Raw genomic sequence first — 17,410 nt, 5'->3', positions numbered from 1 at the left:
ATGAGCCTTTTATGACTCTTCTCTCCCGTGTCCTCGCCGCCGGCATTGCAGTGTCTGTATCTGCAGCACTGGTCGCATGTTCTTCAGACAAGGAGGCAGACCCAGCTCCCGCCACGACTCCTCCTCCGATGGAGACTGTCACTGAAACGCTTGGGACAACTGTTGTCGAGCAGGACGACGATGACCGCGATGCCAAGACCGACGACCGTGATGACCGCGACGACAAGCGGGCAGAAGCCACTGACTCACTCACCGATGACGATGCCGTGGCTGCCGCCTATGCCCATGCCGGCGTAGACGCCAGCACCGTCACGGAAAAGGAAGCTGACTACGACGACGGTGACGATGGCAAGGGCCCGCACTGGGAAATTGAGTTCACATCCAACGGCCAGGAGTATGAGTACGATGTCGACGCTGCCACTGGCGCGGTGCTCGAGCACGAGGTCGACTAAACTCCCCGCGTTTAGGTATTTTCCCAGCTAAAGGGTACATTTAATGGTATGAGTTCAACAAAGAAGTCTCCCTCCAAACCTCCGAAGCTCGACAAGCAAGCTTATGAGGACGAGCTCAAGCGCCTCCAGGCTGAGCTCGTCGAAATGCAGCAATGGGTGGTTGAGACCGGCGCCCGAGTGGTCATCATCATGGAAGGCCGCGACGCCGCCGGTAAGGGCTCCGCTATCAAGCGTATTACGCAGTACCTGAACCCGCGTACCTGCCGCATTGAAGCACTTCCCAAGCCCACCGACCGTGAATCCGGTCAGTGGTACTTCCAGCGCTACATTGAAAAGCTGCCCACCGCTGGCGAGATCGTCATCTTCGACCGTTCCTGGTACAACCGCGCCGGTGTGGAACGCGTCATGGGCTTTTGCACCCAGCAGGAGTACGTGCGCTTCCTCCACCAGGCACCGCAGCTCGAGCACATGCTCATCGAGGATGGCATCATCCTGCTGAAGTACTGGTTCTCGGTGTCCGATGAAGAACAGATCGCTCGTTTCAAGTCTCGCCGTAACGACCCGCTGCGCCGCTGGAAGCTCTCCCCCATGGACTTGCAGTCCATCACTCGGTGGGAGGACTACTCCCGGGCCAAGGATGAGATGTTCGTCCACACGGATACCCCATCCGCACCGTGGTACACCGTGGAGTCTGAGGACAAGAAGCGCTCACGAATCAACGTGATCAACCACATCCTCAAGACGGTTCCCTACCAGCACGTGGAGCAGGACGTACCTGAGATCCCGAACCGACCTGAGCTCGAAGCCGAATACGTCCGCCCGCCGCGCAACGGCTTTGCCTACGTTCCGGATGTCGCTGCCGACTTGGAGCGTGCCAAGGTCAACGGTGACGGCAAGAAGCAGGGCAAGAAAAACAAGTCAAAGAAGGACAAAAAGAAGAAGTAGTACTCTCTGCATGTACTACCATGGCCGTCTATGAGCTTTTCCCGCACCGCGCGCGCCTTCCTGACCTCGGTGCGTTTGGGGGACGCACTACTCTCAGGAGTCGCGGGGCTCGTAGCGGCCTTTTATTGTGCCTTGGCGGCTTCCTCCGCCGGAACAGTAGAGGTTATCGAAGCTCTCTTGTCCCTGCTGTTCATACCGTTCTTCCTCGTGTGGCGCTCGAAGCCAGTCCTAAGTGCGGCAGGCTTTTTAGTTCTTCTTTCAGCCTGGGCAGTCACGTGGATGAGCCAGCTTCCTGCTAATAGCGGCTTGCCGCCTTGGGCGTTGACCGCCCCGATGGCCGTGTACACCACCTCGCGGTACATAAACCACAGGCTACTTCCTCGGGCGATCCTCCTCATCACCGCGCTCGGAACCTTCATCTCCCCCTTCATGTGGCGGATCGATGTTGAATCCTATCTTCTCCGCTATGAGGTGGACACCCACTTCCTCGCTATGGTTGTGGCTCACTGGGCGGTACTGGGAAGCACATACTTCATTGCTGCCCGCTATTTCGACCGTGATCGCCAACGAGAGGCACTGGCCCGCGAGCGCTTCCACCAGGCACAAGAAGAAGAACGCCTCCTCATTGCACGGGAGCTACACGATGTCCTCGCCCATTCCCTCACCCTGATTAAGGTTCAGGCTAATGCGGGCATCGTTGCAGCGACATCGGATTCCGGCGCGGCTGAGGACGCACTTCTGTCAATCCGGGAGAACGCAGATTCCGCATTGGGCGAGGTTCGGGGAATTGTCGCTGCTTTACGCTCGCCTGGTCCCACGTCGCTGGAGCCTGCTCAACAACTCGAGCACATCGAGGCAATCCTCGAAGGCTTCCGCGTTGCAGGGCTGAAGATCGATGCAAACCTCCCCGCTTCATTTGCCGTACCGTCGTTGGTTCAGATGGCACTGGTGCGCATCATCACGGAGGGATTGACGAATGCCCTGCGCCATCAGGGCGTCGGCACGCATGTCACGGTTGAGCTTGCGCTTGACGACGCCCCCTCGCTCACCCTCACCTCCACCAATCAACACCCCTCACCGAGCAACGTTTCGGGCAGCGGCGTAGGCCTAGTGGGGATAGGAGAACGTGCTCGTTCCCTTGGCGGTCGCCTCGACTATTCCGGCGATGCTCATGTCTTTAACCTGCACGCACAAATACCCATGAAGGACACCAAAAATGCCGCACAGCAGCTCTAGAATCCGCGTCTTGTTGGCCGATGATCAAGCAATGCTGCTCTCAGCACTGTCTACTATCCTCACTGCGCAAGAAGACATCGAAGTAACGGCTACCGCTACCTCGGGAGCGGAAGCCGTAAAATCTGCACTCGCTCACCACATCGATGTGGCTATCCTCGACATTCGCATGCCCGGCATGGACGGCATTTCGGCGGCTCAAGCCATACTCGAGCGAAAGCCAGAGTGCCGCATCATCATGCTCACCACCTTTAACGATGAAGAGCTCGTAGCGCAGTCCATCTCCACTGGTGCCAACGGCTTCCTATTGAAGGATGCCGACCCAGAGGTTCTCGTGACCGCCGTGCGCGATGTGGCGCAGGGGGAATCGGTATTGGCCGCCGAGGTTACCGGCCCTGTGCTCGAGGCCTATCGCTCCGCGCTCACGCACGATAGCCTCAGCGCCCAGGAACGCCAAGGACTCAGCCTGGTAACGCGGCGCGAAATGGAAGTACTCTCATTGCTAGCCCGTGGTGCTACGAATGCGGAGATAGCCTCCGACATGGTCATCGCGGAAACCACGGTAAAAACACATGTCTCCGCGCTCATGTCGAAGCTCGCCGCACGCGACCGCGTGGCCCTCGTTCTCTTAGCCCAACGCGCTGGGGTTGCCTAATCTCCTACCACGGTAGGAGATCTCCCCGCTGAAAACCATCATGCAGTCGGATTACTTTATGGTGCACCCCGGCGATACTGCAACCTATGAATTGCGACATCTCTTTTGAGAACATCACGAAGACTTTTGGTCAGCAACGAGTCCTCGATGGCCTCTCTTTCTGTATCACTCCTGGCCGCGTGCATGCGCTCCTCGGACGCAACGGGGCAGGAAAATCAACACTCTTTTCCATTCTTTTAGGCCTCGTGCCGGCTGACTCTGGCTCCATGAGCGTGGCTGGCCAACCATGGACACGCGATGTGCTTCGCCAGATTGGTGCTTCAGTCAACGGACCGGCTTTTTATGGCCATCTGTCCGCCGAGGCAAATCTTCGTGTTCATGCCCGGCTGCTGGGGCTTCCCGACTCTGAGATTGACCGCGTCCTCTCCATCGCTGGGCTCCGCGGCGTTGGTGCCAAGAAGGCGAAATCCTTTTCCACCGGTATGAAAGCACGCTTGGCTTTGGCACAAGCACTCCTCGGTGATCCAGAGATTCTTGTCCTTGATGAGCCTCAGAATGGCCTCGATCCCCAAGGCATCATGGAATTGCGAAAGCTGCTACAGCAACTGGCCGCGGCTGGGCACACCGTTATCGTCAGCTCCCACCAGCTTGGTGAAGTTCTGCATCTTGCACATGACATCACGGTCTTGGCCGAGGGCACGATTCGATATTCCGGTTCCCTACACGAGCTAGCACCCCGTGGCCAGTTGGAAGAGGAATTCTTCCGGCTCACGTCACCGAGCCGTGCCTCCCAAGCATCTATCTCTCGGGAAGGGGAATCACGTGACTAAGCACACCACAGCACCTCGCCCGAGTTACCTTTCTGCAGAACTACTACGCAGCCGCGGAAGTACCTTACAGTGGTTGCCTTTGCTGGCACTACCGCTGGTCATCATGACAATCATTTTCTCATCAATGGCCTCAGCACACACTGATGCCACGGGCGTCTTGGCTTGGCAGTCCTTGTTTGTTACCGGAATGTATGCCCCTCTTATTGGGCTGTTCGCTGCCATTCCAGAACGCCGCGAGACCATCACTCGCAGCGGCGGAACGCAATGGAGAAACCTCAACCCGCGTCTCGAGAATGCTGCCCGCTTTATCGTCGTCATTGTCAGCCTTGCGGTCTTCCATATTCTGAACTTTGGTGTTTCCTGGTTCGTTGTCGCTGCCCAGGGGCGCGAGAATCATGAACTTATCCTCGTAGCTGGGCTCTGCTCCTTCCTTGGCGCGCTTGGCATTGCCGGACTTTCCGCGGCCTGTACCCGTCGACTGGGCTTCGCATTAGCACTCGTGGCAGCGGTTCTGTGGCAGCTTGTCAGCATTCTTCCGAGCACTGTCGAAACAGGCAGGTGGTGGGCCTTTCTACCAGCATGGCCGCAACGGCTTCTTCTGCCCGCACTGCGTATTCATCAGAACTCGGTGCCCCTTGAGCCAAACGACCCACTATTGACCAGCAGTCCATTTCCAGCTCTCATATTGTGTGTCATCCTCGCCGTGCTTGGGTCATTAGCCGCGGTCTACACGCCGCGTCGATACCGGCCAGTATTCCCGCTGCGTTTCGCCTTCACACAGTCTACGGTGACGCGAACTAATGCCACCGTGGAAGAAGCCCAACCATGGAAACCAACGGAGCATTCCCGTGCCGCAGCGCAGTCCTCGCCGTGGTCCACATTGTTGGGGCTGCACCATGCGGCTTTTAGCCCAGCGGTGTTCTCTTGCCTGTTGCTCAGCGTTTTCACGCTCGGTTTCGTAGCACTGCTTTATCCCGCTAACTACGTCGAAGGCTTCTTTCACTTCTTTCTGCTACCGGTCGGCACAGGTATCTTGCCGGTCCTCGTTTGGCCCCGTGTAGCTGGATCATGGCCGTTGGTACATATGGAAACACGGTTCGGCGCATCCGGGATTCTCCTCTGGTTCCTGTGCATCATCGTGGCGGTATGCGCTGCCGCTTACCTGGCCAGTGCACTCGCAGGTAGCGATGTCACTGCCCAGATTTCGGCATTCCCCCTTTCAGTTGGGGTGGGCTTTGTCATCGCGGCTGTGTCACTCATTCTGATGATTCGCCTCGGCATTGTGAGTGCTATCGCCCTCACCATCGTAGGCACGATCGTCTCCGTCACCTTAGGCGGCGACGTCTTGGCAGATACCGGCCTCTGGCTCCTTGCCTTCCCGGCTTGGCCCTTGATTGCGCTCTCACCTATGCGTTATGCCATCGCTATGGCCCTGACTGCGGTGCTCTGTGCGGCTGCCGCGTTGCTCGCACGGCGTCTGCTCCACACGCGTGCGCTGTCTCCCCGCTAAAACTGACGAATCTGACAAAAGCAGTCTAGATTTTTCGATCTTGGCCCGTACTTTTGGCAGATCGGGCAGTTGCGCGCTTGAAGCATCCTGGCAAAGCTAGGGCTCACGCCGAGCAGGAGCCTAAAACAGCGAAACACCGCCCACGCCATGCAGCGCGGGCGGTGTTCGTATTTCTAGCGTTTAGAGCTCAGAGACGTCAACGCGCTTCGGGTACACCACCGGGCGGGCGCCAGCGATGTCCTCGACGATGCGGATGACCTGGTTGGAGTAGCCGAACTCGTTGTCGTACCAGACGTAGAGCACGAGGTGCTTGCCGGAGGCGATGGTCGCCAGACCATCAACGACACCAGCGTGGGTAGAGCCGACGAAGTCGGAGGACACAACCTCAGGGGAAGCAATGTAGGAAATCTGCTGGCGCAAGTCAGAGTGCAGAGAAACGTTGCGTAGGAAGTCGTTGACCTCGTCGCGGTCTACTTCCTTCTCCAGCTCCAGGTTGAGCACAGCCATGGACACGTCCGGGGTAGGAACGCGGATGGCGTTGCCGGTGAGCTTGCCCTCGAACTCCGGCAGCGCCTTGGATACGGCCTTGGCCGCACCGGTTTCGGTGAGGACCATGTTCAGGCCCGCTGCGCGGCCGCGGCGATCACCCTTGTGGAAGTTGTCGATGAGGTTCTGGTCATTGGTAAAGGAGTGCGCGGTTTCCACGTGGCCGTGAACCACACCGTAGCGGTCATTGATGACCTTGAGCACCGGGGTAATGCCGTTGGTGGTGCAGGATGCGGCGGAGAGAATCTGGTCAGACTCCTCGATGTCCCCCTGGTTGATGCCGTACACGATGTTCTTGAGGTCACCCTTGCCCGGGGCAGTAAGCAGCACGCGAGCCACACCCTTGGACTGCAGGTGCTGGGATAGGCCGTCGCGGTCACGCCAGACACCGGTGTTGTCGACGACAATGGCATTGTCGATACCGTACTGGGTGTAATCGATTTCTGCCGGGTTGTTGGCGTAAATCATCTGAATCTTGGTGCCATTGGCCCAGATGACCTCATTCTCCTCATCCACAGCAATGGAGCCGTTGAAGGCACCGTGGACCGAATCGCGGCGCAGGAGGGAGGCGCGCTTGAGAATGTCAATGTCGCCCTTCTTGCGAACAACGATGGCGCGCAGGCGCACACCGCCGTAGGCAGCTTCGCGGGCGATAAGGATGCGGGCCAGCAGGCGGCCAATGCGGCCGAAGCCGTAGAGCACGACGTCAGTGGATTCCTTATCCACGCCTGCACCGACGAGGTCGACCAAGGTCTCCTCCAGGTAGTTCCGCAGATTATCGGAACCAGACTCCTCAAAGCCCATGACCAAGCGGCCCAGGTCAATCGAGGCGGTGCCCAGGTTCATCGTGCACAGTTCCTTGAGGATGGGCAGAGTCTCAGCAGTGGAGAGCTCACGCTCAGCAATGCGGCGGGCATAACGGTGAGCCTTGATGATGTCAATATCGGTCACGCCGATAAGCATGCGACCGTAAATGGAGGTCACGACGTTGTTATTGCGGTGCAGCTGGTGGATGAGCGGGATCATCTCCTGGGCCAGCTCCAGACGTTCGTTCCAGTCCTCGTGCCCAATATGCGCGTTTGCAGTCACGTGCTCTGTATCCTTTACTTCTCAAAGAGGGGTGTACTTCTCTATCCAACCGTAAATATTAACTGTTAAAGATGTCCGTTTGGGCATAGTTGCGCGAGGATTTGCGCCACACTACCCCCGCCCAGTTTCTCTACGGCGGTCCCGACGAGGCAGTATCCAACCTCCGCGTCATGGCGGGCACGGCGCGGCTTCAACAACGCGTTGAGATAGGGATACACCAAAGGCAGATCGGGATGGGTACGGGTGTACTCCGTTTCGAGTCCCCTGGCGTAGCGCCCTGAAAACGCACGTGTGGACACGGTGGGCCCACCACGTCGAAGCAACGCACGGTTGTGTTCGCTCGTACCAGCTTCCTCACTCAGCAGGAAAGCCGAGCCGCAGCTGACCGCAACCACGCCAGGCCAAGAGAGGGCTTCAGCAACATCCGCAGCGGTGCGCACTCCTCCGGCGGCAATAAGCGGAAGGTCTGTGACCTGGTGGACGGCGCCGATAAGTTCCTCCAGCGGGCGCTGATCTGGTTCAGCAGCTGGGTCCCACACGCCGCGGTGCCCACCGGCTTCCGGGCCCTGCACGCACAACACGTCGACGCCGCGGCTTGCGGCAACGAGGGCTTCCTCCGGAGTGGTTACCGTGGTCCACGCTTCCGCGCCGGAGGAGTGGATGCGCTGAACTTCGGCGTCGCTGAAGACGCCGAACATGGACCACAACACTGCTGCTCCGCCGTCCAGCGCGGCGGTGAGTTTTTCCTGCCAGCCGAAGGTCAGGGGGACGTCGCCAAGCACGGCATTTTCTTCTGCCGCGAGGGCTTCCGCCGCAGCCCGTTCAGTGGCAGTGAGCTCGCGCTGTGGGCAAAAGAGGTTGACACCAAAGCGCGTGCCGGCGCAGTCCTTAATGGCTGCCCGGGCAGTTTCAACGGACGCACTGCCTAGCCCTAATGCGCTGAAAGAACCGGCGGCTGCGGCCGCGCGGACCAGAGCCGGCGTGGTGGGCCCACCGGCCATCGGGGCAGGTAGAACCGGGCAAGTGATAGTCTCAAGAAGCTTACTCATGGTCCCAGAATAAAGAACTTCCTAGAAGGGAGTAGTTGTGTCCTCCATCCGTGACTTCTTTGCCCGCCTTTTCGGCAACAGCGCTGCACCGTCGCCGCAACCGGCTGCTGGGCTGGACCCCGCTGCGCTCAGCGCTGAGTGGCTCATCGTGGGCTTGGGCAATCCTGGCGCGAAGTATGCGGCGACGCGCCACAACGTGGGCTACATGACAGTTGATGATCTCCTTGCTGATGCAGGTGATGTGCTTGAGCCGGTCACGGGACACAAGCTCAGCGCCGCGCCCGTTGACGTGGACGGCACGCAGGTTCTGGCCGTGCGCTCGCACACGTACATGAATCTTTCCGGGGACCCCGTGGCGCCCCTGGCTGCACAATTAGGGGTGCCGGCGGAGCACATTATTGTCATCCATGATGAGCTCGATTTGCCCGCTGGCAGCGTGCGTATCAAGAAAGGCGGCAATGAGAATGGCCACAACGGTCTGAAATCGCTGACTGAACGCCTGGGAACCCGCGACTATCTACGTGTGCGCGTGGGCATTGGCCGCCCGCCCAAAGGTAGCTCCATTCCGGATTGGGTGCTCGCGCCTGTCGACGCCTCCCCGGCCTTCGAAAGCTCCATCGCCACCGCTGCGGAAGCCGCGCGCCTCATTGTGTCCGAGGGAATGAACAAGGCACAGAACGAGATCCATTCGCGCGGAAAGTAAACCCGCGCGTCCGCGTGGATCGCCCTAGACTATCGAAGTATGAGCCACGCCTTCTCATCGAACCTGGATCCACGGACCATCGTCATTACTGGCGCCTCAGACGGAGTGGGGGCCTCCGCCGCCCGCATTCTGCACAAGCGTCGCCCACAGGACACGCTCGTGCTCGTCGGCCGCAACCCGCAGAAAACACAGGCCGTGGCTGAGGAAATCGATGCTAACTATCACGTGGCGGATTTTGAATCTTTGGGTCAGGTACGTCGCCTCGCGGAGGAACTACGCCAGTACGAGAACATCCATGCCTTGGGCAACAATGCTGGCGGGATTTTTGATGGTCCCTTTGCCACGGCCGATGGTTTTGAGCGCACGTGGCAGGTCAACGTTGTGGCTCCTTTCCTGCTGACGTCCTTGTTGCGCGATATCTTGCGGGATAGCGATGCGACGGTGGTGCAGACCGCCTCGGTGGCGAATATGGTGATGTCCTCCTTCGATCCAGGTGACCCGAACACCTTTGAGAAGTTTTCCGCGGAGCGCGCCTATGGCAATGCCAAGCTCGGCGATATTCTGCTTACCCGCTACTTCGACTCCCATGGGCTGACCGCCGTGGCCTTCCACCCCGGTGTGCTCAAGACCAGTTTTGCGAAAACCTCGACGAGCAAGACGAGCACGCTGTATTCCAGCGTTCTGGGCAAGCGCTTCGGCACGGCTGATCAGGGTGGCGAGAATCTCGCTTTCTTCCTCACCGGCACCCCGGGTATCCATTTCGAGTCCGGCGAATACTATAACGACAAGCGCAAGCCAGGACTGCGGCGCCCAATTGCAAAGAAGCTCTCAGTGGCGCGGCGCATCTTTGATGATCTAGGCCGCCAGCTCGATGTGGAGTGGTAGCACCCAGCGGCTAAACTAACCCGCATGAGTATTGCCTCCGAAGCCTCCCGCCGCCGCACATTCGCCGTCATCGCCCACCCGGATGCTGGTAAGTCCACGCTCACGGAGGCGCTGGCGCTGCATGCCCACGTTATTAATGAAGCCGGCGCGGTGCACGGTAAGGGCAACCGCAAGTCCACGGTGTCTGACTGGATGGAGATGGAGAAGGACCGCGGTATTTCCGTCGCATCCTCAGCCCTGCAGTTTGAGTACGCTCCGGAGGGCCATGAGGGCGAGCCCTACATGATCAACCTCGTCGATACCCCGGGCCACGCGGACTTCTCAGAGGATACGTACCGCGTGCTCACGGCGGTGGATGCTGCCGTGATGCTTATCGACGCCGCCAAGGGCCTCGAGCCGCAGACCCTCAAGCTCTTCCGCGTGTGTAAGGCCCGTGGCCTGCCCATTATTACGGTGATCAACAAGTGGGACCGCGTGGGCCGTGAGCCGCTGGAGCTTGTCGACGAAATCGTGAACGAAATCCAGCTGCAACCCACCCCGCTCTACTGGCCGGTCGGCATTGCTGGTGACTTCCGCGGTCTAGCCCACATTAATGATGATGGTGAAGCCGACGAGTACATTCACTTCCTGCGCACCGCAGGTGGCTCCACCATTGCTCCGGAGGAGCACTACGCGCCTGCCGACGCCGCCTCAAAGGAAGAAGATGCGTGGGAAACCGCCGTGGAGGAAGCCGAGCTGCTGGCTGCCGACGGCGCCCTGCACGACCAAGAGCTCTTCGAGCAGTGCGTGACCTCCCCGCTCATTTTCGCTTCCGCCATGCTGAACTTCGGCGTGCACCAAATCCTCGATACGCTGTGCGCCATTGCCCCGGCTCCGCGCTCGCGCGATTCGGATCCTAAGGCCATTGAAGCTGCCGGCTCCGGTGGTGCGGCCGCCATCGATGAGGTCCGTGAGGTCACTGATGAGTTCTCCGGCGTCATCTTCAAGGTGCAGGCAGGCATGGACCGCAAGCACCGCGATAACCTGGCTTTCATGCGCGTCGTCTCCGGCGAGTTTGAGCGTGGCATGCAGGTAAACCATGCCCAATCCGGCCGCAGCTTCTCCACGAAATACGCCTTGACGGTCTTTGGCCGTACCCGCGACACCGTGGACTCCGCCTTCCCGGGTGACATCGTGGGCTTGGTTAACGCCGGTTCCTTGGCGCCGGGTGACACCATCTATACCGGCAAGAAGGTCCAGTTCAAGCCCATGCCGCAGTTCGCTCCTGAGTCATTCCAGATCCTGCGCGCCAAGTCTTTGGGCGACTACAAAGCCTTCCGCAAAGGCTTGGACCAGCTTGCGGCCGAAGGCGTTGTCCAAATCTTGCGCAACGATACCCGTGGTGACGCCGCTCCCGTCATGGCCGCCGTCGGCCCCATGCAGTTCGAGGTCATGCAGGCCCGCATGGAAGTCGAGTACAACGTGCCAACCGTCACGGAGCCCATCCCCTACTCCGTAGGACGCCGCACCGACGCCGAGTCCGCACCAGAGCTGGGCCGCCAGCGCGGCGTAGAGATCTTCACCCGCACCGACGGCGAGCTCATCGCCCTGTTTGGCGATAAGTGGAAGCTGGCCTTCATTGAGAAGGAGCACCCGGAACTCACCATCGAAACGCTCGTGGCGGATTAGATGGCTAGTTGCTGACTAGAAAGTCAGCATGATGGGGATAACCGCAATCTTGACTATCTGCGCCACCACGATCGTGGCTGCGTAGCCGGTCATGATGCGGGAGTCAGAGCTCATTCCCGTGGCGTAGTTGACCACGGCTGGCTGGCCGAATATACCGGAGATACCACCGGCGGTGCGGGTCTCGGACTGACCAAGGAAGCGGTTCGCCACAGCGAAGATTGCGATGGCAACCACAGTGACGATGGCGGCCAGCAGCATGCACTTCACACCCATCCACGAGAAGGCGGTGGAGAGGAACGCATCACTGGAAGCGAGGCCCACAGAGGCCAAAAAGATGACGAGGCCCCACTGCTGGAAGGCGGTGTTGATGGAGGCCGGAACCTTCCACGGCACGCGTCGCGTGCGGTGTAGTGCACCCAGAATGAGACCAGTAATCAGTGGGCCGAGCGCGAAGCCCAGTTCGAAGGACGCACCGCCCGGCATCGGAACAACAACGAGTGCCAAGAGATAGCCCAAGAACAGGCCGCCAGCTACTGCGGTCCAGTTCAGCTGCGAGTAGCCCTGTACCGAATTACCGAAATAATTACGGATATCGCCCAGACGGTCCTGGTCAACAATGATGTCGACACGGTCACCAGAGTCGAGGTGCGTGTCAAAGCTGGCGAGGAACTCTTCATCGCCGCGGTGGATGCGGATGATGCGGCCACCGTAGCGTTTAAACAGATCAAGTTCCTCGATGGTGCGGCCTGCAATGTCCGAGTTCGACACCACGACGTTTTCAATGACGAGACGCTTGTCTATGAAGGGCACCTGCGGCTGACGCTTACCCAGGGCGGCCGTAAGCTCATGTTTCTTCGCCTTCGTTACGAGGACGCGAAGGATATCGCCTTTGCGAATCTCCGGGTGGTCACCGGCCACAGTTCTCGTATTCCCGCGGCGAATCGTGGCGATGACGAATTGGTCCTCGAAGCGTTCCAGTAGCTCGTCGTAGGTGATGTTCTTCGTCACGCGAATAGTACGGGAGCGGAAGATTTCCTCCGCAGAATTGTCCTTGTCTTTCGACCCCGGCCAGGACTGCTTCAACAGCATCGCCACAAGCAGAATGGCCACTGCAACGCCGACCGGATACCCCAGGGAATAACCCACAGCTGGTAGCTCTTCGCCCGTCTGCTGCTGAGCAACCGCCAGCGACGCCGTCGAGGTCGTCGCACCCGAGAAGACGCCGACCGAAGCCAAAGGTGACAACCCAAGCCATCCGCCGGCAAGCAGCGCTACAGCCGCGGCCGCAATCACGGCGATCGCCGCGGTGATCATGTGCTTGAGCTGTTCAGAGAATCCCTTGAAGAATCGCTCACCGGCAGACAAACCCTGCATGTAGATAAAGAGACCAAGGCCCATTTCCTGCAAGCTGCTGAGGATTGCGCCATCGAGCTCAATGAAGGCGCCGAAAGCCAAACCGACGAACAACGTTCCCGCCGCGCCAAAGCGCAGCGGGCCGAAGGGAATCATGCCAAACAATGTGCCGAGCAGAGCAATGAAAAAGATGCTCAGCCAAATATTTCCATCAAATAGTGCCAACACGGTCTGTCATTCTAGGAAACTGCACAGAAAAAGCCATGTGAAAGGCGTTTCCTGTAATCACCCATTAACCGCATCCTTGCAGCGCACCGCCTTTTCCATGATGTTGCTATGGCCGCAAACGAGGCACGTCTCACACCTGCAGATGCTCGGTGATCAACACCGGAAGCTGCTGCTAGGTAACTAGGCGGTGAGGAAATCCCTCCATGCCGGCCACTCCGCATACGTCTGTGCGCGGCCCGCCTCAAAATTGGAGCGCAGCTTAGCCACATCGTGTTCGGTAGACGTCACTTGCATATCCTCGGGGAAGAAGAGCTGGGCGCGTCCTTCCTTCTCCAATTCAAGGAGACGGTCTTTGGAGCGGTTGTACTTCGGTGGACGCTCGATCATGGCTTCAGCCACGGCTGGGTACTTGCGGAAGACGCGGCGCAGCGCCGTGGGGCGGCTGACTGAGGGGCGTACATAGCCGCGTGGCTTGGAGCCGAGAAAGAGGAACTTCTCAAACCCAGCCTTTTCTGCTTGGTCAATGAGGATGCCGCCAGATTCACCCATGGCTCCATCCACATAAGGTGCGCCGTCAATGACACGCATGGGCATGATGAGAGGAAGGGTCGACGACGCACGCACGCGCACCATCAGATCCTCTTGGGTCTCAATGTCTTCGCGGCCCCAATACACGCTCTCACCGGTGTCCGCCCGAGCGGCCGAGATACACATCTGTGCTGGATTGGCTTCGAAGGTCTCCCAATCGAAGGGCATATCTTTGTCGGCCGACTTCTCATAGATGTATTCGGCGTTGAAATAACCATTGCCGCGCAGTAGAGAACCTAGACCACCGAAGCTGGGGTTCTTGGCAAAGTCTACGAAGGATTCTTCAGAGCGGATGGGATCGCGCGAGAGGAAATTAACGGTGTGCGACGAGCCTGCGGAAACACCACCGACCCAGCCGAATTCCACCTCCTCCTGAAGCAGTTTGACGATACATGCGGCGGTATAGGAATTGCGCATGCCGCCACCTTCAATGACGAGTGCTGTATCTTTTGCGTCAATCACAGTGCCCGATGGTACCCGCAGGCTAGGATCGCGCCATGGGTCTCTTTTCTGCACTGAAGAATCTTGTCGGCTCCCCCGGCGCGCGTTTGGCCTCCCCCGATCCACATGCCGTTGAGGTTGAGCTGGACCGCCTTGCCGTGCACACGGCGGATGGGCTCATCATCGTGGAGACGTCCCCTTCCGGCGCTAAGGTGCTGGCGGAAGTGGCCCGTGCGGGCGAAGCCGCCCAATTACGCGGCCCACGAACTGGCCCACACACCACGGTGTACCTGTCCCCCACGACTGCGCAGGAACGCGCAGTGCATGATCCGAAAAGGGGCTGGGTTATCCCGCTCTCGCCTGAAGAACTCTCTCTTCTTAAGAATCTCAGCCCAGAGCCTGGAGATTATGAAATCTCAACGGCCCTGGCCATAGCGATTGAAGGAGTTTAAACCATGCTCATCCTCCCCTTCCAAGGTAAGACCCCACGTATTCACCGCAGCGCCTGGATTGCACCGAATGCCACCATCATTGGTGATGTCACTATTGGCCCGGACTCCTCCGTGTTCTACGGCTGTGTGCTTCGCGGTGACGTCGGTTCCATCCGCCTCGGTTCACGCGTTAATATCCAGGACAATTGCGTTATCCACGTAGAGTCCACAAACCCGTGCATCTTGGAGGATGACGTCACCGTGGGCCACATGGCCATGCTCCATGGCACGCACGTAGGCGCGGGCACGCTCGTTGGGATGAAGGCTTCCCTACTCTCGGGCTCCACCGTGGGCCCAGGCTCTCTCGTCGCCGCCGGCGCGGTGGTGCTGGAAGGCCAGAATATTCCCGCCGGCACCCTAGCTGCTGGGGTACCCGCCAAGGTGCGCCGTGAGTTGAGCTCGGAGGAATCCGACGCCTTCATCCCGCACGCCGCGCGCTACGTCGACATTGCTAAGAATCAGGCGCTGCTTGGCGAAGCCCTCCCCCTCGACGAAGTCCTCTACGACTAGCGCCAAGACTGTTTCAAACTGCCGTTGTTGCCAAAACTCTTGAACTCGCCGCGGGATCTGACCAGATCTTTGGCAACTAGGGAAGTTCCGTTCGCAAGCTAAGGCCGCGAGCTAAACCCCTAATCGAACGTTCTCAAGGCTAAAGTGCTAGAGCAGAGCGACGAGCCCCATAACTACCAAGAAGGCAGCCACGCCATAGCCGCTCCACAGTGCAACGGCGGCTGAATTCTCCCGCGCCCACGCGAAAGCCCGACCAGCCCAGGAATGAGGTTTGGCACGCACGAGCGCAATGAAGAGCCCGCACACGGTGGGCAAGGACAGCGCGAAGCTGGCATAGAAGAAAAGGCCGCCATATTTCACGGTATTACTGAAATCCCCGGCTGCTAGGTGCATGAGGCCATAGAAGAAGGGCACGGAGGTCAGCGACTGGATGACTCCCATAAGGAAGCCCACCGCAACGGTCTTAGGCGAGGGCGTGCGCAGCGGGCCGAGGAGCTTTTGAACCATATCGTTAGGCTCGCCCTTCGAGCGCCACGCCAGAACACCGAGGCCCACGCCTATGACGATGAGGCCCCAGCCAATCGCCGGAGACTCCAAGGCGGCGGCCACCTTGTCTTGAATCCCCACGAAAACGAACATGACCACGGCGGCAGCGGTGAGCACACCGAACCAATCGCCGACGATGACAAGCGCAGCAATCTTGCGGTAACTACCTCGCGGAAGCATAATGCCAATGGCCACGAGGATGCCGATGAGCAGGGCGTTGACAGAATCGGCGAAGGCATTGAGCACGGCTTCAAGCATGCGGGCTAGTTTACTAGCAGTCGTCTCACTGCTACGTCATCGTGCAGCCTTAGGAAACATTCACTCACTGTTTACCCAGCATGCCCTCCGCGTGAACGCTGTCAACGGTAAGGTGGATAAAAGTGTGTGCCGCCGCGCCGGGTTTTCCGTCGACGGCGGCACCATAGGTAATGCCCCCAATCATGATGTGGAGAGAGAAAACATGAAGGTAGCGATTCTCGGCGGCGATGGTTTTTGCGGCTGGCCAGCCTCACTTTATCTCTCCGATCAGGGCCACGAGGTCATCATCGTGGACAACCTTTCCCGCCGCGCTATCGATGAGGAACTCGGCGCAGAATCGCTCACTCCCATCGTGTCCATCGAAGAGCGCTTGGCCGCATGGACTGAGGTCTCCGGCAAGACCATTGGATTCTGCAACCTCGACGTAGCTCAGGACTATGACGGCCTGCTGGAGTTCCTCACCACGGAGCGCCCAGATGCCGTTGTCCACTTCGCTGAGCAGCGCGCTGCTCCTTATTCCATGAAGAATTCGCGCACCAAGCGCTACACGGTGGATAACAACATCAACGCTACCCACAACCTGCTTGCCGCCATCGTGGAATCTGAGCAGGATATTCACGTCGCACACTTGGGCACCATGGGCGTGTACGGCTACGGCACCGCAGGCATGAAGATTCCGGAGGGCTACCTGGATGTGCAGGTCGATGCTGGTGAGAACGGCATCGTCGAGCAGCAGATCCTCTACCCCTCCAATCCGGGCTCGGTCTACCACATGACGAAGGTTCTGGATCAACACCTTTTTGCCTACTACGCCAAGAACGATGAGCTTCGCATTACGGACCTGCACCAGGGCATCATCTGGGGCACGCACACCGAGCAAACCCAGAAGGACGAGCGACTCATTAACCGCTTTGACTACGACGGCGACTATGGCACGGTGCTCAACCGCTTCCTCATTCAGGCAGGTATCGGCTACCCACTGACCGTGCACGGTACTGGTGGCCAGACTCGCGCCTTTATCCACATCCGTGACATGGTGCGCTGTATTGAGCTGGCACTGAATAATCCGCCCGCTCGTGGCGAGCGCGTCAAGATCATCAACCAGATGACCGAAACCCACCGCGTGCGCGACTTGGCGGAGCTGCTGGCAAAGATTTCTGGCGCGGAAGTAGCCTACGTGCCCAATCCACGCAAGGAGTCCGCAGAAAATGAACTTCACGTCACCAACGACACGTTCCTAGAGCTTGGCCTAGAACCAACCACCTTGTCGGAAGGCCTGCTCCATGAGGTCGAAGAGGTTGCCCGCAAGTACGCCGAGCGCGTGGACCGCTCCAAGATTCCAGCACAGTCTCTGTGGACCAAACAGCAGCACGCAGGTGTTCCCGACACTGAGGCGAACCACGCTACCGATACCGCACAGGCATAAGCAT

17 protein-coding genes are annotated in these 17,410 nt (G+C 59.1%); 12 read left to right on the top strand and 5 right to left on the bottom strand.

What is annotated here, in order from left to right; translation table 11 throughout:
* Nucleotides 1-11 precede the first annotated feature (11 nt).
* The 6 genes from I6J26_RS10380 (at nucleotide 12) to I6J26_RS10355 (ending at nucleotide 5,625) form a co-directional block, all read left to right on the top strand.
* Nucleotides 12-452, top strand: a complete 441-nt coding sequence (locus tag I6J26_RS10380; RefSeq protein ID WP_239121779.1) for a PepSY domain-containing protein — start codon at nucleotides 12-14, stop codon at nucleotides 450-452.
* Between the two features lie 48 nt (nucleotides 453-500).
* Complete coding sequence (ppk2, locus tag I6J26_RS10375) at nucleotides 501-1,397, top strand: polyphosphate kinase 2 (protein ID WP_115021515.1); 897 nt, start codon at nucleotides 501-503, stop codon at nucleotides 1,395-1,397.
* 30 nt (nucleotides 1,398-1,427) lie between these two features.
* Nucleotides 1,428-2,633: a sensor histidine kinase gene (locus tag I6J26_RS10370; protein ID WP_115021514.1), complete on the top strand. Its 1,206-nt coding sequence runs from the start codon at nucleotides 1,428-1,430 to the stop codon at nucleotides 2,631-2,633.
* Nucleotides 2,614-3,285, top strand: a complete 672-nt coding sequence (locus I6J26_RS10365; RefSeq protein WP_039674614.1) for a response regulator — start codon at nucleotides 2,614-2,616, stop codon at nucleotides 3,283-3,285. The genes I6J26_RS10370 and I6J26_RS10365 overlap by 20 nt, the downstream gene beginning before the upstream one ends.
* Before the next feature lie 86 nt (nucleotides 3,286-3,371).
* Nucleotides 3,372-4,115 carry an ATP-binding cassette domain-containing protein gene (locus I6J26_RS10360; protein ID WP_115021513.1) on the top strand — a complete coding sequence of 248 codons (744 nt, stop codon included), beginning with the start codon at nucleotides 3,372-3,374 and terminating at the stop codon, nucleotides 4,113-4,115.
* Between the two features lie 124 nt (nucleotides 4,116-4,239).
* Nucleotides 4,240-5,625, top strand: coding sequence for a hypothetical protein (locus tag I6J26_RS10355; RefSeq protein ID WP_239121778.1), 1,386 nt, complete (start codon nucleotides 4,240-4,242; stop codon nucleotides 5,623-5,625).
* A 180-nt stretch (nucleotides 5,626-5,805) separates the two neighbouring features.
* Here the strand turns inward: I6J26_RS10355 and I6J26_RS10350 are convergent, their stop codons facing one another.
* Entirely contained in the window at nucleotides 5,806-7,260 is a 1,455-nt protein-coding gene (locus I6J26_RS10350) for a glyceraldehyde-3-phosphate dehydrogenase (protein ID WP_115021511.1), read from the bottom strand.
* A 65-nt stretch (nucleotides 7,261-7,325) separates the two neighbouring features.
* Nucleotides 7,326-8,309, bottom strand: a complete 984-nt coding sequence (locus I6J26_RS10345) for an NAD(P)H-dependent flavin oxidoreductase (protein WP_115021510.1) — start codon at nucleotides 8,307-8,309, stop codon at nucleotides 7,326-7,328.
* A 37-nt stretch (nucleotides 8,310-8,346) separates the two neighbouring features.
* Between I6J26_RS10345 and pth the strand changes: the two genes are divergently transcribed.
* From pth to I6J26_RS10330, 3 genes are read left to right on the top strand one after another with little or no spacing between them, the layout of a single operon-like run.
* Entirely contained in the window at nucleotides 8,347-9,012 is a 666-nt protein-coding gene (gene pth, locus I6J26_RS10340; protein ID WP_115021509.1) for an aminoacyl-tRNA hydrolase, read from the top strand.
* Between the two features lie 39 nt (nucleotides 9,013-9,051).
* A complete protein-coding gene (locus tag I6J26_RS10335; protein ID WP_115021508.1) occupies nucleotides 9,052-9,897 on the top strand; it encodes an SDR family NAD(P)-dependent oxidoreductase in 846 nt (281 codons plus the stop codon).
* Between the two features lie 24 nt (nucleotides 9,898-9,921).
* Nucleotides 9,922-11,565 (top strand): peptide chain release factor 3, encoded by a 1,644-nt coding sequence (locus tag I6J26_RS10330; RefSeq protein WP_115021507.1) that lies wholly within the window; start codon nucleotides 9,922-9,924, stop codon nucleotides 11,563-11,565.
* Between the two features lie 15 nt (nucleotides 11,566-11,580).
* Here I6J26_RS10330 and I6J26_RS10325 read toward each other — a convergent pair whose 3' ends face one another.
* Together I6J26_RS10325 and I6J26_RS10320 are read right to left on the bottom strand one after the other, a co-directional pair.
* The gene (locus tag I6J26_RS10325) at nucleotides 11,581-13,146 is read right to left on the bottom strand and encodes a TrkA C-terminal domain-containing protein (RefSeq protein WP_115021506.1); all 1,566 of its coding nucleotides are present in this window, start codon (nucleotides 13,144-13,146) and stop codon (nucleotides 11,581-11,583) included.
* A 180-nt stretch (nucleotides 13,147-13,326) separates the two neighbouring features.
* Nucleotides 13,327-14,196, bottom strand: a complete 870-nt coding sequence (locus I6J26_RS10320; protein ID WP_115021505.1) for a patatin-like phospholipase family protein — start codon at nucleotides 14,194-14,196, stop codon at nucleotides 13,327-13,329.
* Nucleotides 14,197-14,231: 35 nt separating this feature from the next.
* On the opposite strand from I6J26_RS10320, the gene I6J26_RS10315 reads away from it, so the two are divergent.
* The gene (locus I6J26_RS10315; RefSeq protein WP_115021504.1) at nucleotides 14,232-14,627 is read left to right on the top strand and encodes a hypothetical protein; all 396 of its coding nucleotides are present in this window, start codon (nucleotides 14,232-14,234) and stop codon (nucleotides 14,625-14,627) included.
* A gap of 3 nt (nucleotides 14,628-14,630) precedes the next feature.
* Nucleotides 14,631-15,176, top strand: coding sequence for a gamma carbonic anhydrase family protein (locus I6J26_RS10310; RefSeq protein ID WP_115021503.1), 546 nt, complete (start codon nucleotides 14,631-14,633; stop codon nucleotides 15,174-15,176).
* A gap of 147 nt (nucleotides 15,177-15,323) precedes the next feature.
* Here I6J26_RS10310 and I6J26_RS10305 read toward each other — a convergent pair whose 3' ends face one another.
* Nucleotides 15,324-15,980, bottom strand: a complete 657-nt coding sequence (locus I6J26_RS10305; RefSeq protein WP_115021502.1) for a hypothetical protein — start codon at nucleotides 15,978-15,980, stop codon at nucleotides 15,324-15,326.
* A 202-nt stretch (nucleotides 15,981-16,182) separates the two neighbouring features.
* Here I6J26_RS10305 and I6J26_RS10300 point away from each other — a divergent pair, with 202 nt between their 5' ends.
* Nucleotides 16,183-17,406, top strand: coding sequence for an NAD-dependent epimerase/dehydratase family protein (locus tag I6J26_RS10300; RefSeq protein ID WP_115021501.1), 1,224 nt, complete (start codon nucleotides 16,183-16,185; stop codon nucleotides 17,404-17,406).
* The last annotated feature ends 4 nt before the right edge of the window (nucleotides 17,407-17,410 follow it).

The organism is Corynebacterium minutissimum (assembly GCF_016889765.1).
Lineage (GTDB): Bacteria > Actinomycetota > Actinomycetes > Mycobacteriales > Mycobacteriaceae > Corynebacterium > Corynebacterium minutissimum_B.
The sequence above is the reverse complement of the archived record's forward strand: the minus strand, read 5'-3'. Positions and strand labels throughout refer to the sequence as shown.

Coding starts and splice junctions, on each gene's coding strand:
- I6J26_RS10380 (WP_239121779.1), top strand. CDS start 12: ATGACTCTTCTCTCCCGTGTCCTCGCCGCCGGCATTGCAGTGTCTGTA.
- ppk2 (WP_115021515.1), top strand. CDS start 501: ATGAGTTCAACAAAGAAGTCTCCCTCCAAACCTCCGAAGCTCGACAAG.
- I6J26_RS10370 (WP_115021514.1), top strand. CDS start 1,428: ATGAGCTTTTCCCGCACCGCGCGCGCCTTCCTGACCTCGGTGCGTTTG.
- I6J26_RS10365 (WP_039674614.1), top strand. CDS start 2,614: ATGCCGCACAGCAGCTCTAGAATCCGCGTCTTGTTGGCCGATGATCAA.
- I6J26_RS10360 (WP_115021513.1), top strand. CDS start 3,372: ATGAATTGCGACATCTCTTTTGAGAACATCACGAAGACTTTTGGTCAG.
- I6J26_RS10355 (WP_239121778.1), top strand. CDS start 4,240: ATGGCCTCAGCACACACTGATGCCACGGGCGTCTTGGCTTGGCAGTCC.
- I6J26_RS10345 (WP_115021510.1), bottom strand. CDS start 8,309: ATGAGTAAGCTTCTTGAGACTATCACTTGCCCGGTTCTACCTGCCCCG.
- I6J26_RS10335 (WP_115021508.1), top strand. CDS start 9,052: ATGAGCCACGCCTTCTCATCGAACCTGGATCCACGGACCATCGTCATT.
- I6J26_RS10330 (WP_115021507.1), top strand. CDS start 9,922: ATGAGTATTGCCTCCGAAGCCTCCCGCCGCCGCACATTCGCCGTCATC.
- I6J26_RS10315 (WP_115021504.1), top strand. CDS start 14,232: ATGGGTCTCTTTTCTGCACTGAAGAATCTTGTCGGCTCCCCCGGCGCG.
- I6J26_RS10310 (WP_115021503.1), top strand. CDS start 14,631: ATGCTCATCCTCCCCTTCCAAGGTAAGACCCCACGTATTCACCGCAGC.
- I6J26_RS10305 (WP_115021502.1), bottom strand. CDS start 15,980: ATGCTTGAAGCCGTGCTCAATGCCTTCGCCGATTCTGTCAACGCCCTG.
- I6J26_RS10300 (WP_115021501.1), top strand. CDS start 16,183: ATGAAGGTAGCGATTCTCGGCGGCGATGGTTTTTGCGGCTGGCCAGCC.